Origin of the sequence: Salmonella sp. A29-2 (assembly GCF_020150755.1) — a bacterium.
Lineage (GTDB): Bacteria > Pseudomonadota > Gammaproteobacteria > Enterobacterales > Enterobacteriaceae > Salmonella > Salmonella enterica.
The window spans coordinates 591,736-606,946 of sequence record NZ_CP083731.1 but is presented as its reverse complement, the minus strand read 5'-3'; the positions used below and the strand labels follow the sequence as shown (position 1 = coordinate 606,946).

The 15,211-nt window shown below is 54.5% G+C and carries 12 protein-coding genes; 2 read left to right on the top strand and 10 right to left on the bottom strand.

What is annotated here, in order from left to right:
• The first annotated feature begins 8 nt into the window (after positions 1-8).
• Complete coding sequence (locus tag K8W53_RS02945; RefSeq protein WP_000877715.1) at positions 9-887, top strand: U32 family peptidase; 879 nt, start codon at positions 9-11, stop codon at positions 885-887.
• 177 nt (positions 888-1,064) lie between these two features.
• On the top strand, positions 1,065-2,072 hold the full coding sequence (locus tag K8W53_RS02940) for a luciferase-like monooxygenase (protein WP_000130441.1): 1,008 nt from the start codon (positions 1,065-1,067) through the stop codon (positions 2,070-2,072).
• A gap of 90 nt (positions 2,073-2,162) precedes the next feature.
• Here the strand turns inward: K8W53_RS02940 and mtr are convergent, their stop codons facing one another.
• The 10 genes from mtr to nusA form a co-directional block, all read right to left on the bottom strand.
• Positions 2,163-3,407, bottom strand: coding sequence for a tryptophan permease (gene mtr / locus K8W53_RS02935; protein WP_024147999.1), 1,245 nt, complete (start codon positions 3,405-3,407; stop codon positions 2,163-2,165).
• A gap of 153 nt (positions 3,408-3,560) precedes the next feature.
• Positions 3,561-5,450: an ATP-dependent RNA helicase DeaD gene (gene deaD, locus K8W53_RS02930; RefSeq protein WP_000807252.1), complete on the bottom strand. Its 1,890-nt coding sequence runs from the start codon at positions 5,448-5,450 to the stop codon at positions 3,561-3,563.
• On the bottom strand, positions 5,443-5,523 hold the full coding sequence (gene yrbN, locus K8W53_RS02925) for a protein YrbN (RefSeq protein WP_010723222.1): 81 nt from the start codon (positions 5,521-5,523) through the stop codon (positions 5,443-5,445). Before yrbN ends, deaD begins: the two co-directional genes overlap by 8 nt.
• Before the next feature lie 105 nt (positions 5,524-5,628).
• Complete coding sequence (nlpI, locus tag K8W53_RS02920; RefSeq protein WP_000802069.1) at positions 5,629-6,513, bottom strand: lipoprotein NlpI; 885 nt, start codon at positions 6,511-6,513, stop codon at positions 5,629-5,631.
• Positions 6,514-6,622: 109 nt separating this feature from the next.
• Entirely contained in the window at positions 6,623-8,758 is a 2,136-nt protein-coding gene (gene pnp / locus K8W53_RS02915; protein WP_001670767.1) for a polyribonucleotide nucleotidyltransferase, read from the bottom strand.
• 241 nt (positions 8,759-8,999) lie between these two features.
• A complete protein-coding gene (gene rpsO, locus K8W53_RS02910; RefSeq protein ID WP_000059465.1) occupies positions 9,000-9,269 on the bottom strand; it encodes a 30S ribosomal protein S15 in 270 nt (89 codons plus the stop codon).
• Between the two features lie 150 nt (positions 9,270-9,419).
• Positions 9,420-10,364, bottom strand: a complete 945-nt coding sequence (gene truB, locus K8W53_RS02905; RefSeq protein WP_000089674.1) for a tRNA pseudouridine(55) synthase TruB — start codon at positions 10,362-10,364, stop codon at positions 9,420-9,422.
• On the bottom strand, positions 10,364-10,765 hold the full coding sequence (rbfA, locus tag K8W53_RS02900; RefSeq protein WP_001040208.1) for a 30S ribosome-binding factor RbfA: 402 nt from the start codon (positions 10,763-10,765) through the stop codon (positions 10,364-10,366). The genes truB and rbfA overlap by 1 nt, the downstream gene beginning before the upstream one ends.
• 220 nt (positions 10,766-10,985) lie before the next feature.
• Positions 10,986-13,664, bottom strand: coding sequence for a translation initiation factor IF-2 (gene infB / locus K8W53_RS02895; protein ID WP_000133064.1), 2,679 nt, complete (start codon positions 13,662-13,664; stop codon positions 10,986-10,988).
• A gap of 24 nt (positions 13,665-13,688) precedes the next feature.
• Positions 13,689-15,191, bottom strand: a complete 1,503-nt coding sequence (gene nusA, locus K8W53_RS02890; RefSeq protein WP_001031038.1) for a transcription termination factor NusA — start codon at positions 15,189-15,191, stop codon at positions 13,689-13,691.
• Between the last annotated feature and the right edge of the window lie 20 nt (positions 15,192-15,211).

The window sequence follows — 15,211 nt, the reverse complement described above, 5'->3', positions numbered from 1 at the left end:
GAGGAGCTATGAAATATTCCTTAGGACCGGTGCTTTATTACTGGCCGAAAGAGACGCTGGAAGATTTTTATCAGCAGGCCGCAAAAAGCAGCGCTGATGTCATTTATCTGGGCGAAGCTGTGTGCAGCAAGCGTCGCGCGACTAAAGTCGGCGACTGGCTGGAAATGGCGAAATCCCTCGCCGCCAGCGGTAAGCAGGTGGCGCTCTCCACCCTGGCGCTGGTACAGGCGTCATCTGAATTAAGCGAGCTGAAACGCTATGTGGACAACGGCGATTTTCTGCTGGAAGCCAGCGATCTTGGCGTGGTGAATCTGTGCGCCGAGCGCAAACTGCCGTTTGTCGCCGGCCATGCGCTGAATTGCTACAACGCGGTCACGCTGCGCCGGTTGCTGAAAGAAGGCATGGTACGCTGGTGTATGCCGGTGGAGCTGTCCCGCGACTGGCTGGTGAATTTGCTTAATCAGTGCGATGAACTGGGCATCCGCAATCAGTTTGAAGTGGAAGTGTTGAGCTACGGGCATCTGCCGCTGGCCTACTCCGCTCGCTGCTTTACCGCCCGTTCGGAAGACCGCCCGAAAGATGAGTGCGAAACCTGCTGTATCAAGTATCCAAACGGTCGTGACGTGCTCTCGCAAGAGAATCAGCAGGTGTTTGTGCTTAACGGTATTCAGACCATGAGCGGCTATGTCTATAACCTTGGCAACGAACTGACGTCGATGCAGGGATTGGTCGATATCGTGCGGCTGTCGCCGTTGGGTACGGAGACATTTGCCATGCTTGATGCCTTTCGCGCTAACGAAAACGGCGGTGCGCCATTACCGCTTGCCGCGCATAGCGACTGTAACGGCTACTGGAAGCGGCTGGCCGGGCTGGAGCTACAGGCCTAGCCGGATGGCGGCATCAATACCTTATCCGGCCTACAAATAGCGCTCCCGTAGGCCCGATAAGCGCAGCGCTATCGGGCATTGTTTTTGCCGTCAGTCTCATAAAGCTCACTTTGTTAACAAAATTCGCTAATCTTTAATGCAGTATTAAAAGATTAACCGGTAACAAAGTGAGCCGTTATGACTGACAAAACTATTCCGTTCTCGGTGCTGGATCTGGCGCCGATCCCTGAAGGATCTTCGGCAAAAGAAGCCTTCACGCACTCGCTTGATCTCGCACGGCTGGCTGAAAAGCGCGGTTATCACCGCTACTGGCTGGCAGAACATCACAACATGACCGGTATCGCCAGCGCGGCGACCTCGGTATTGATTGGTTATCTGGCGGCCAATACCACAACATTACATCTTGGCTCCGGCGGCGTGATGCTGCCTAACCATTCACCGCTGGTGATTGCCGAGCAGTTCGGCACGCTGAATACGCTCTACCCGGGACGTATCGACTTAGGGTTGGGTCGCGCGCCGGGTAGCGATCAGCCGACGATGCGCGCGCTGCGTCGCCATATGAGCGGCGATATCGATAACTTTCCACGCGATGTCGCAGAGCTGGTGGACTGGTTCGACGCCCGCGATCCTAATCCGCATGTGCGCCCGGTGCCCGGCTACGGCGAGCAGGTCCCGGTCTGGCTGTTGGGCTCCAGCCTGTATAGCGCACAGTTGGCGGCCCAGCTTGGCCTGCCGTTCGCCTTTGCTTCGCATTTCGCGCCGGATATGTTGTTCCAGGCGCTGCATCTGTACCGTACCCAGTTCAAACCTTCAGCGCGGCTGGAAAAACCGTACGCGATGGTGTGTATCAATATTATCGCCGCCGACAGCAACCGCGACGCCGAATTCCTGTTTACCTCTATGCAGCAGGCTTTTGTGAAGCTACGCCGTGGGGAAACCGGCCAACTGCCGCCGCCGATTGAGAATATGGAGACCTTCTGGTCGCCATCCGAGCAGTATGGCGTGCAACAGGCGCTGAGTATGTCGCTGGTCGGTGATAAAGCGAAAGTCCGTCACGGGCTGGAATCCATCCTGCGAGAAACCCAGGCGGATGAAATTATGGTAAACGGGCAGATTTTCGATCATCAGGCGCGGCTGCATTCGTTTGATTTGGCGATGGATGTGAAGCAGGAATTGTTGGGGTAGTGCGTTGTTTTGCCCGGAGGCGCTTCGCTTACCGGGCCTACAGCATCAAGTAGGCCGGATAAGGTGCAACCGCCATCCGGCACAATAACGTTACTGGTACACCGGCAGCAAATTAAAGCTCGACAGAATATGGATAACCGCGTTGCCGACACCGAAGACCAGAATCAGTACAATCATCGGCGTGCCGCCCCAGACGCGGAATTTCGGGCTGCCGAAACGTTCGCGAGATTTACGTGCTAACAGCGCAGGCACAATGGCCGCCCAGATAGTTGCAGCTAAACCTGCATAGCCAATGGCGTAGAGGAAACCGTTCGGGTACAGCAGGCCACCGACAATTGGCGGCACAAACGTCAGCAGTGCGGTTTTAAAACGCCCCATTGCCGAGTCATCAAAACCAAACAGATCCGCCAGATAGTCAAACAGCCCCAGCGTCACGCCGAGGAAGGAACTGGCGACCGCAAAGTTAGAGAACACCACCAGCAGCAGATCCAGGCTGCGGCTGTTCAGCACGCCGCTTAACGCCTGTACCAGCACATCAATATTGCCGCCTTTCTGTGCAATGCCGATAAATTCCGGACGCGGGATGTTGCCCATCGTCCCCAGCAGCCAGACGGAATAGAGCGCCAGCGCCAGTAACGTCCCATAAATCAGGCATTTCACGATGGTGCGCGGATCTTTGCCGTAATATTTCATCAAGCTCGGTACGTTACCGTGATAACCAAAAGAGGCCAGACAAAATGGCAGCGTCATCAGCAGGTACGGCGTATATGACGCGTGGCTTTCAGCCACGTTAAACAACGTGGCAGGCTGAACGTGCCCCAACAGGCTGCCGAAGGTCAGGAAGAAAGTAATCACTTTCGCGCCCAGCACAATCGCCGTCATCCGACTGACCGCCTTCGTACTCAGCCACACTACAAACGCCACCAGCAGCGCAAAGGCAAAACCTGCCGCTCGCGCCGGAACGTTCAGCGACATCTCAGCAAAGGTATGATGCAGAATTGAGCCGCTCGCCGAGATATAGGCGTAAGTCAGGATGTAGAGCACAAAGGCAATAGAGATGCCGTTGACAATGTTCCAGCCTTTGCCCAGCAGGTCTTTAGTGATGGTGTCAAAACTCGAACCAATGCGATAGTTCAGGTTGGCTTCGAGGATCATCAGCCCGGAGTGCAGCATACAAAACCAGGTAAAGACCAGCGCCGCCATCGACCAGAAGAACCACGCCCCGGACATGACCACCGGCAGGGAGAACATCCCCGCGCCAATGATGGTGCCGCCGATAATCACCACGCCGCCAAGCAGCGAAGGTGACGTTTGGGTGGTGGTAAGTGTTGCCATTCAGCTCTCTCTCCAGTCATTTATAATGTGACTATCTCTCAATACGCTGCACTGTACCAGTACACGAGTACAAAAGAAATAAAAAAAGCCCCGATTGTGACGATCGGGGCTGTATATTTTACTTTACGCTGTGAATGCGCAGGTCAGCGAGAGTTACGCATCACCGCCGAAACGACGGCGACCGGTAGAGTCATCACGACGCGGACCACGGCTTTCACGACGTTCGCCGCTGAAGCGACGACCATCGCCACGACCACCTTCACGACGTTCGCCGCTGAAATTACGACCGCCTTCACGACGTTCGCCACTGAAGCTACGACCACCGCCGCGACGTTCGCCGCCCGCGTGCGGAACCGCATCACCCAACAGCTGCATATTCATCGGCTTGTTCAGAATGCGGGTACGCGTGAAGTGCTGGAGCACTTCGCCCGGCATACCTTTCGGCAGCTCGATGGTGGAGTGAGACGCGAACAGCTTAATGTTACCAATGTAACGGCTGCTGATGTCGCCTTCGTTAGCGATAGCGCCCACGATATGACGAACTTCAACGCCGTCATCACGGCCCACTTCAATGCGGTATAACTGCATATCGCCAACGTCACGACGTTCACGACGCGGACGTTCTTCACGGTCGCCACGCGGGCCACGGTCATTACGCTCGCGCGGACCACGGTCGTCACGGTCACGGAATTCACGCTTAGGACGCATCGGCGCATCCGGCGGCAGAATCAGCGGACGCTCGCCCTGCGCCATTTTCAGCAGTGCGGCGGCCAGCGTTTCGAGATCCAGCTCTTCGCCTTCAGCAGACGGCTGGATTTTCGCCAGCAGCGCACGGTACTGATCCAGATCGCTGCTTTCCAGTTGCTGCTGAACTTTCGCGGCGAATTTTTCCAGACGGCGTTTACCCAGCAGTTCTGCGTTCGGCAGTTCCACTTCCGGAATGGTCAGCTTCATGGTGCGTTCGATGTTGCGCAGCAGACGACGCTCGCGGTTCTCAACGAACAGCAGCGCGCGACCGGCGCGACCCGCACGGCCGGTACGACCGATACGGTGAACGTAGGACTCGGAATCCATCGGGATATCGTAGTTCACCACCAGGCTGATACGTTCAACGTCCAGACCACGTGCCGCAACGTCGGTAGCGATCAGGATGTCCAGACGACCATCTTTCAGGCGCTCCAGAGTCTGCTCACGCAGCGCCTGGTTCATATCGCCATTCAACGCGGCGCTGTTGTAGCCGCTACGTTCCAGCGCTTCTGCTACTTCCAGGGTCGCGTTTTTGGTACGTACGAAGATAATCGCCGCATCAAAGTCTTCCGCTTCCAGGAAACGCACCAGCGCTTCGTTTTTACGCATACCCCAGACAGTCCAGTAGCTCTGGCTGATGTCAGGACGGGTAGTCACGCTGGACTGAATGCGCACTTCCTGCGGCTCTTTCATAAAGCGGCGGGTAATGCGACGAATCGCTTCCGGCATGGTGGCGGAGAACAGAGCGGTCTGATGACCTTCCGGGATCTGCGCCATAATAGTTTCAACGTCTTCGATGAAGCCCATACGCAGCATTTCGTCGGCTTCATCCAGCACCAGACCACTCAGTTTAGAGAGGTCGAGAGTGCCACGTTTTAAGTGATCAAGCAGACGTCCCGGCGTACCGACAACGATCTGCGGCCCCTGACGCAGGGCGCGTAACTGCACGTCATAACGCTGACCGCCGTACAGGGCAACCACGTTTACGCCGCGCATGTGTTTAGAGAAATCCGTCATGGCTTCGGCAACCTGTACCGCCAGTTCGCGGGTTGGCGCCAGCACCAGAATCTGAGGTGCCTTCAGCTCAGGATCAAGATTGTTGAGCAGCGGTAAAGAGAACGCTGCGGTTTTGCCGCTACCGGTCTGGGCCATGCCCAGCACGTCGCGACCGCCCAGCAGATGCGGAATGCACTCTGCCTGGATTGGAGATGGTTTTTCGTAACCCAGATCGGTAAGGGCTTCAAGGATAGGAGCCTTCAGCCCCAGATCTGCAAAAGTGGTTTCGAATTCAGCCATGTAGTACGTGTGCCTCAAAATTAATGGCGGCCAGTCTACATAACTCATCATGAAATTGATCTGCAATTTTCATTGAAAAGTGTGAACCGGCTCAAAGTAGGTGTATTAACGAACAACAACGCCCTCACCCGCGAAGGTGATGGCAATCAAAAAGATTACGGGCTGATATGTTCGTCAGCTATTGCTGGTCCGATTCTGCCAGGTCATCTTGGTCCTGGCCCAGGAGCGATAATTCCAACAATGCGTATCGGTGCTCAACAAAGTTATGAACGTTGTTGGCCACCGCCAGTTTGAACAGAGCCGTGGCGCTGTCCAAATCCCCCAGACTTAGGTAATACTTACCTAAATAGAAGTTGGTTTCACTGAGATGCTCAGCGAGCGAGGTGTTATCCGTTGCGTCCGCCTTGAGCCTTTCCATCAGCGTTGCTTCGCTAATGTCGCCCAGGTAGAACTCGACAATGTTCCATCCCCATTGCTCTTTATCCGATTTTTCGAAGCGTGCTTTTAACGCTTCTTTCGCCTGCTTCTCATTAAGCTTCTGCTCAACAAGATACAGCCACAGGCTGCGGTAAGGATCATTGGGATCGTCTTGATAAAACGCCAGCAGATCATCTTGCGCTAACTTATCACGGCCGCCGTAATACAATGCGATACCGCGGTTTAAGTGCGCGTAGTTGTAAGTTGGATCAAGCTCTAGTACAGAATCAAACGCTTCATAGGCAGCATCAAAATTGCCTGCCTGCGTTAAATAAATGCCTAAGTAATTGAATACTTCAGGCATATCCGGTCTGATTGCCAGCGCTTGTGAAAAATCATTTCGCGCTAATGCCCTCAAACCAAGACTATCATACAACACTCCGCGCTCATATAAAAGCTGTGCGCGTTCGTCATCGGTTAAAGCCCGACTGGCAAGAATCTGTTCCATACGCGCCAGAATCACTTCCTGCTGTAAAGTCGGTTGCAATGGTACTGCGAGGACTTCACTTTTACGCCAGGCGGAATTACTGCATCCTGCAAGCGTAAGTGCTGTCGCAACGAAACACCAGCGCAAAAAAGGCTTCATTTCCCACTCCCGAAGACAACGATTGAATGAACGTCCTGTTCCCCGGTGGCTCAACAAGGCGTCCAGCCAGGTCTAAAGCCCTCCGCACTGCGGAGGGCAAAAGGCTACCTTACTCGGCCTGTTCGCTCGCCGGAGCTTCCGGCGCAGCCGCAGGTTGAGACTGCTCGGTTGCTTCTTTAATGCTCAGACGTACACGGCCCTGGCGGTCAACCTCCAGAACCTTAACCGGGACTTCCTGACCCATCTGCAGATAGTCGGTCACTTTCTCTACACGCTTATCCGCGATTTGAGAGATGTGAACCAGACCTTCTTTACCGCCGCCGATGGCAACAAACGCGCCAAAGTCAACGATACGGGTCACTTTACCATTGTAGATACGGCCGACTTCGATCTCTGCGGTGATCTCTTCGATACGACGGATAGCGTATTTCGCTTTTTCACCGTCGGTCGCCGCGATCTTCACAGTACCGTCATCTTCAATTTCGATGGTGGTGCCGGTCTCTTCAGTCAGCGCGCGGATCACAGAACCGCCTTTACCGATCACGTCTTTGATCTTGTCCGTGCTGATCTTGATGGTATGGATACGCGGCGCAAATTCAGAGATATCGCCGCGCGGCGCGTTGATCGCCTGTTCCATCACGCCCAGGATGTGCAGACGCGCACCTTTAGCCTGGTTCAACGCAACCTGCATGATCTCTTTGGTGATACCTTCAATTTTGATATCCATCTGCAGCGCAGAGATACCGTCGCGGGAACCCGCCACTTTGAAGTCCATATCGCCCAGGTGATCTTCGTCGCCCAGAATGTCAGACAGTACAACGTAGTTGTCGCCTTCTTTCACCAGACCCATAGCGATACCTGCTACGGCGGCTTTAATTGGCACGCCAGCGTCCATCAGCGCCAGAGAAGCGCCGCACACGGAAGCCATAGAAGAAGAACCGTTGGATTCGGTGATTTCAGACACCACGCGAACGGTGTACGGGAATTTATCCATGTCCGGCATCACTGCCAGCACGCCGCGCTTCGCCAGACGACCGTGACCAATTTCACGACGCTTCGGAGAACCGACCATGCCGGTTTCGCCTACGGAGTACGGAGGGAAGTTGTAGTGGAACAGGAAGCTGTCAGTACGCTCGCCCATCAGTTCATCAAGCACCTGCGCGTCACGGGCAGTACCCAGAGTCGCGGTAACCAGCGCCTGCGTTTCACCACGGGTAAACAGAGCGGAACCGTGAGTACGCGGCAGTACGCCAGTGCGCACGTCCAGACCACGGATCATGTCTTTTTCACGGCCATCAATACGCGGCTCGCCTGCCAGTACGCGGCTACGCACCACGTTTTTCTCGATGGCGTGCAGGATTTCGCCCAGCTCGTTAGCATCCAGAGTTTCATCTTCTGCAATAAGCTGCTCGATGGTTTCGGATTTGATTACGTCAACCTGAGCATAGCGCTCTTGTTTATCGGTAATGCGGTACGCGTCGCTCAGACGAGATTCAGCAAGCGCAGCAACACGCGCGTTCAACGCGTCGTTGACGGCTTCCGGCTGCCAGTCCCAACGCGGTTTACCGGCTTCTTTCACCAGATCGTTGATCGCCTGGATAACAACCTGCTGCTGCTCGTGACCGAACACCACCGCGCCCAGCATAGTGTCTTCACTCAGCAGTTCAGCTTCGGATTCCACCATCAGCACAGCCGCTTCGGTACCGGCAACCACCAGGTCCAGCTTGCTTTCTTTCAGCTCGTCCTGGGTCGGGTTCAGCACGTACTGGTCATTGATGTAACCTACGCGCGCCGCGCCGATTGGGCCGTTGAACGGAATGCCGGACAGGGACAGCGCAGCGGATGCGCCGATCATGGCAACGATGTCCGGGTTAACCTGCGGGTTAACGGAAACGACGGTCGCGATAACCTGCACTTCGTTAACGAAGCCTTCCGGGAACAGCGGACGAACCGGGCGGTCAATCAGACGCGCAATCAGGGTTTCGCCTTCGCTTGGACGGCCTTCACGACGGAAGAAGCTGCCCGGGATACGACCAGCAGCGTAGGTACGCTCCTGATAGTTAACGGTCAGTGGGAAGAAGTCCTGGCCTGGCTTGGCTTTTTTCTGGCCGACAACGGTAACGAATACGGCGGTGTCATCCATGCTTACCATAACAGCGGCAGTGGCCTGACGCGCCATCATGCCAGTTTCCAGCGTAACGGTATGCTGACCGTACTGGAATTTACGAACGATCGGATTAAGCAAAATAATATCCTTTCCAATTTTTGACGGCATAATACGCGCCGTCGTTAATACCCGATCTTCTGCGCATCCTCGCGACTAATGACAACCCTAACCCTGATATGGGTAAAGCCTCTCATTAGCCGCGCGAACCTCTGCAACGGAAGATCATTCATAGCAACAATACATTAGTTTCCAGCGAATTGCTGCCATCTGCTGGAAAAAAGGGGCCATGAAGGCCCCCTCTTTCTGAAACTCGAAAGAATTAGCGACGCAGACCCAGACGCTCAATCAGCGCGGTGTAGCGTGCAACATCTTTACGTTTCAGGTAGTCGAGCAGTTTACGACGCTGAGAAACCATACGCAGCAGACCACGACGGCTGTGGTGATCTTTTTTATGCTCTGCAAAGTGACCCTGCAGGTGGTTAATCTGTGCAGTCAACAGAGCAACCTGAACATCGGTAGAACCGGTGTCGTTTGCGTCACGACCGAACTCAGAAACGATTTTAGCTGTAGCTTCAGTACTTAGAGACATTTTAAAACTCCAAAGTATTTAAGAATGAGAGGACGCCGATCTCTAATTCAGCGATCCCAGTGTACGCCGCGTAAACTGTTAAATAATTTACGCGACGTTAAGCGGCGGTATTCTACTCGCAGCGCTCTCTTATCGCAAGACGAAGCGACATTACGCTGGGTACTCTACTACCAGCCGACGAGGCGCGACACGGCCTTCGTCGTCAATTTCGCCCATGCCGATAAATTTATCGTCTTCACCTTCCGTCACACGAACCAGTCCCTTCAACGGCGCGCCCGTGGTACGAACCGGGTTGCCATTTTTGAAGTATACCGAAGATGTTAACGGCAGATTAACAACAGGATAGTCCGAAGCTGGACTGTCCATTGGCATCAATAATGGATCGAGCAACTGCGCCGCCGGAACGCCCTGCTGTTCCGCCTGTGCTACCAGCGTCTGCAAATGCTCCAGCGTCACCATACGATCCACCGGATACTTGCTGACCGTCAGACGACGCAGGTACGTTACGTGCGCGCCACAGCCCAGTTTCTCACCTAAATCATCAATAATGGTACGAATATAGGTGCCTTTGGAGCAATGAACTTCCAGCTCCAGCTCGTTACCTTCATGGCGAATAAACAGCAGCTCATAGACGGTAATCGGGCGGGCTTCGCGCGGCACTTCGATACCCTGGCGGGCATATTCGTACAGCTTCTTGCCCTGATACTTCAGCGCCGAATACATCGAGGGAATCTGTTCGATATCCCCACGAAAGGTCTCCAGCGCGCTCGCAAGCTGCTCAGCGCTGAAAGTCACCGGACGCTCCTGCACGATTTGACCATCGGCGTCAGAGGTATCCGTGCGCTGCCCCAGACGGGCAATAACACGATAGCGTTTGTCAGAATCCAGCAGGTACTGCGAAAATTTTGTCGCTTCGCCGAGGCAAATCGGCAACATGCCGGTCGCCAGCGGGTCCAGCGCGCCGGTATGCCCGGCGCGGTTGGCATTGTAGATGCGCTTAACTTTCTGCAGCACGTCATTGCTGGACATACCCTGCGGCTTATCCAGCAGCAGAACGCCGTGAATGTCGCGGCCACGACGACGAGGACGACTCATCAGTCCTCCTTGCTGTCGTCCGGGTTCACACGACGTTCTTCGTCATGTTTCACCACGTTAGTCACCAGGTTGGACATACGCATCCCTTCCACCAGCGAGTTGTCGTAGAAGAAGGTCAGTTCCGGTACGATGCGCAAACGCATCGCTTTACCCAGCAAGCTGCGGATGAAACCAGACGCTTCCTGCAGGGCCTTAATGCCGTTTTTCACAGCCGCTTCGTCCTGATCGTTGAGGAACGTCACGAATACTTTGGCGTATGCCAGATCGCGGGACATTTCAACACCCGATACGGTGGTCATCATACCTACACGTGGATCTTTGATTTCGCGTTGCAGGATGAGCGCGATCTCTTTCTGCATCTCTTGCGCTACGCGCTGAGGGCGACCAAATTCTTTCGCCATAATAAATTCTCCAGAATAAAGACAAAAAAGGGGCCATAAGCCCCTTTTTAAATTTCTTGCCGGGTGGCGCTTCGCTTACCCGGCCTACGCCTAATCATCTTCTAAGGATTTTGGATTGCAACAAGGCGGCAAGCTCGTAAATCCCCGGGAGCATAGATAACTATGTGACCGGGGTGAGCGAGCGCAGCCAACGCCGTTGCGGCCCAAAAGACGACGAAGATTAAGCGATGGTACGTTGGATCTCGATAATCTCGAATACTTCGATCATATCGCCAACGCGAACGTCGTTGTAGTTCTTCACGCCGATACCACATTCCATGCCGTTACGGACTTCGTTAACGTCATCTTTGAAGCGGCGCAGGGATTCCAGCTCGCCTTCATAGATAACCACGTTGTCACGCAGAACGCGGATTGGGTTATGACGTTTAATCGTACCTTCGGTAACCATACAGCCCGCGATCGCGCCGAATTTCGGCGATTTGAACACATCGCGCACTTCAGCCAGACCGATGATCTGCTGTTTCAGTTCCGGAGACAGCATACCGCTCATCGCCGCTTTCACTTCGTCGATCAGGTTATAGATGACGGAGTAGTAACGCAGATCCAGGCTTTCAGATTCGATCACTTTACGCGCAGAGGCATCGGCACGAACGTTGAAGCCAACCAGAATGGCGTTGGACGCCGCAGCCAGGGTCGCGTCGGTTTCGGTGATACCACCTACGCCAGAACCGATGATCTTCACTTTCACTTCGTCGGTAGACAGTTTCAGCAAGGAGTCGGAGATCGCTTCCACAGAACCCTGTACGTCGGCCTTCAGCACGATGTTCACTTCGTGAACTTCGCCTTCGGTCATGTTGGCGAACATGTTCTCGAGTTTAGATTTCTGCTGACGCGCCAGTTTAACTTCACGGAATTTACCCTGACGATACAGAGCAACTTCACGCGCTTTCTTCTCGTCGCGAACTACGGTCACTTCGTCACCGGCAGCCGGAACGCCGGACAGGCCGAGGATTTCCACCGGAATGGACGGACCCGCTTCCAGCACTTCCTGACCCAGTTCGTTACGCATCGCACGCACGCGACCGTATTCGAAGCCACACAGCACGATATCGCCCTTATGCAGCGTACCTTCGCGTACCAGCACGGTAGCCACCGGACCACGACCTTTATCCAGGAAGGATTCGATAACCGCACCGCTCGCCATACCTTTGCGTACCGCTTTCAGTTCCAGAACTTCGGCCTGCAGCAGGATAGCGTCCAGCAGTTCGTCAATACCGGTACCTGCTTTCGCAGACACGTGAACGAACTGGCTTTCACCGCCCCACTCTTCCGGCAGAATGCCGTACTGGGACAGTTCGTTCTTAACGCGATCCGGATCGGCTTCCGGCTTATCGATTTTGTTCACCGCAACCACGACCGGCACACCTGCCGCTTTCGCGTGCTGGATAGCTTCGATAGTCTGCGGCATCACGCCGTCGTCTGCCGCTACCACCAGAACCACGATATCCGTTGCCTGGGCGCCGCGAGCACGCATAGAAGTAAACGCGGCGTGACCTGGGGTGTCCAGGAAGGTGATCATCCCGTTGTCAGTTTCAACGTGGTAAGCACCGATGTGCTGGGTAATGCCGCCCGCTTCGCCAGAGGCTACTTTCGTGGAACGAATGTAGTCCAGCAGAGAGGTTTTACCGTGGTCAACGTGACCCATGATGGTCACAACCGGAGCGCGCGGTTCAGCCGCAGCGCCGGTATCACGGTCGCTCATTACCGCTTCTTCCAGTTCGTTTTCACGACGCAGGATAACTTTGTGGCCCATCTCTTCGGCAACCAGCTGTGCGGTTTCCTGGTCGATGACCTGGTTGATGGTGGCCATGGCGCCCAGCTTCATCATCGCTTTGATGACCTGAGAACCTTTCACCGCCATCTTGTTCGCCAGTTCGCCAACGGTGATGGTTTCACCGATCACCACGTCACGGTTAACGGCCTGAGCGGGCTTCTGGAAGCCTTGCTGTAAAGAAGACCCTTTACGCTTGCCGCCTTTACCGCCGCGAACCGCAGCACGCGCTTCTTCGCGATCGGCTTTGGATTCGGCATGTTTGCCTTTTTTCGCCGGACGCGCCGCTTTTGCATTACGGCCACGACCACGACCGCCTTCTACTTCACGATCGTTTTCGTCTTCGGCCTGGCGCGCGTGCTGAGAAGTGGTGACATGATAGTCACTGGTGTCTTCTACTGGCTCAGGCGTTGCGGTCCATTTGTTTTCTTCCGCCATGCGGCGAGCTTCTTCTGCTACACGACGCGCTTCTTCTTCGAGTTTGCGACGTGCTTCTTCTTCCGCTTTACGCTTCAGCTCTGCAGCTTCATTCTCACGGCGGGCTTTTTCGGCCTGGGCGGTTTTGGTCATATCGTCAGTCTGTTGATTGCTCACTTTGTCTTTTTCCGCAGCTTCACGTTTCGCTTTTTCAGCGGCTTCACGCTTAGCTTGTTCTGCGGCCTCGCGTTCAGCTTTTTGTTGCGCCTCGCGTTTGGCCTGTTCTTCTGCCTCACGACGGGCTTGCTCTTCCGCTTCACGCTGCGCCTGCTCTTCCGCGGCCAGGCGTTCAGCCTCTTGCGGATCGCGTTTCACAAAGGTGCGCTTCTTGCGGACTTCGATTTGTACCGATTTACTTTTTCCACCGGTACCAGGAATATTCAGGGTGCTGCGCGTTTTACGCTGCAGCGTCAGTTTATCGGGACCAGAAACCGCTTCGCGGTTCAGGTGCGCCAGTAAAGTCTGTTTTTCTTGTGCGGACACAGAGTCGTCAGCAGATTTCCGGATACCTGCATCAGCAAACTGCTGTACCAGGCGATCCACGGAAACCTGTCTCTCTGCGGCCAGCGCTTTTAGGGTTACATCTGTCATGCTGTTCCTTCCTGCTACAGTTTATTACGCTTCGTCGCCGAACCAGCAAATATTACGGGCAGCCATAATCAGCTCACCGGCTTTTTCGTCGGTCAACCCTTCGATATCAGCCAGATCATCAATGCCCTGGTCGGCGAGATCTTCCAGCGTACAAACACCACGAGCCGCCAGTTTGAAAGCCATATCGCGATCTAATCCTTCCAGATTCAGCAGATCGTCAGCCGGTTTGTTATCACCGAGGCTTGCTTCCTGGTCCTGCGCCAGAGTGGCCAGTGCGTTTTTAGCACGCTCGCGCAGTGCTTCAACGGTCGGCTCATCAAGGCCGTCAATTTCCAGCAGTTCTTTCATTGGCACATAGGCCAGTTCTTCGAGCGTGGAGAAACCTTCTTCTACCAGAACGGTCGCGAACTCTTCATCAATATCAAGATATTTAGTAAAGATCTCGATAGCGGCATGTGCTTCAGCCTGATGTTTAGCCTGCAAGTCATCAACGGTCATTACGTTGAGTTCCCAGCCGCTCAATTGCGAAGCCAGGCGGACGTTCTGACCATTACGTCCGATCGCCTGCGCCAGATTACCGGCTTCAACGGCGATATCCATGGTATGTTTATCTTCGTCCACCACAATAGACGCGACGTCTGCCGGCGCCATCGCATTAATGACGAACTGCGCCGGGTTATCATCCCACAGCACGATATCGATACGCTCACCGCCCAGTTCGGTAGAGACCGCCTGAACGCGCGCGCCGCGCATCCCCACGCAAGCGCCGACCGGATCGATACGTTTATCGTTGGTTTTCACTGCGATTTTCGCACGAGAACCCGGATCGCGAGCCGCCGCTTTAATTTCAATCACTTCTTCGCCGATTTCCGGCACTTCGATGCGGAACAGTTCGATCAGCATTTCCGGCTTGGAACGGGTGACGAACAGCTGCGCGCCACGCGCTTCCGGGCGAACAGCATACAGCACGCCGCGAATACGGTCGCCAGGACGGAAGTTTTCGCGCGGCAGCATATCTTCACGCAGAATCACCGCTTCAGCGTTACCGGCCATCCCTTCAGATTTAATTTCCAGAGAGATATTGTCGCGGTTTACTTTCTTCACCACGCCAGTGACGATTTCGCCTTCCTGGTCGCGGAACTGATCGACAACCATCGCCCGTTCAGCTTCACGCACTTTCTGCACGATAACCTGTTTCGCAGTCTGCGTGGTGATACGGTCAAAGGTGACAGATTCAATCTGATCTTCAACATAGTCGCCGACATTCAGGCTTTCGTCTTCAAAACGCGCCGCTTCCAGCGTAATTTCCTTCGTCGGCATGGTTACTTCTTCAACGATCAACCAACGGCGGAAAGTATCAAAATCACCGCTTTTACGATCGATTTCTACACGAACATCGATCTCCTGCTCATATTTTTTCTTTGTTGCTGTCGCCAGCGCACTTTCCAGCGCTTCAAAAATTTTTTCGCGTGGCAGCGCTTTTTCGTTGGAGACGGCTTCAACAACAGCCAAAATTTCTTTGTTCATCGCGGGCTTTTCACCTCATC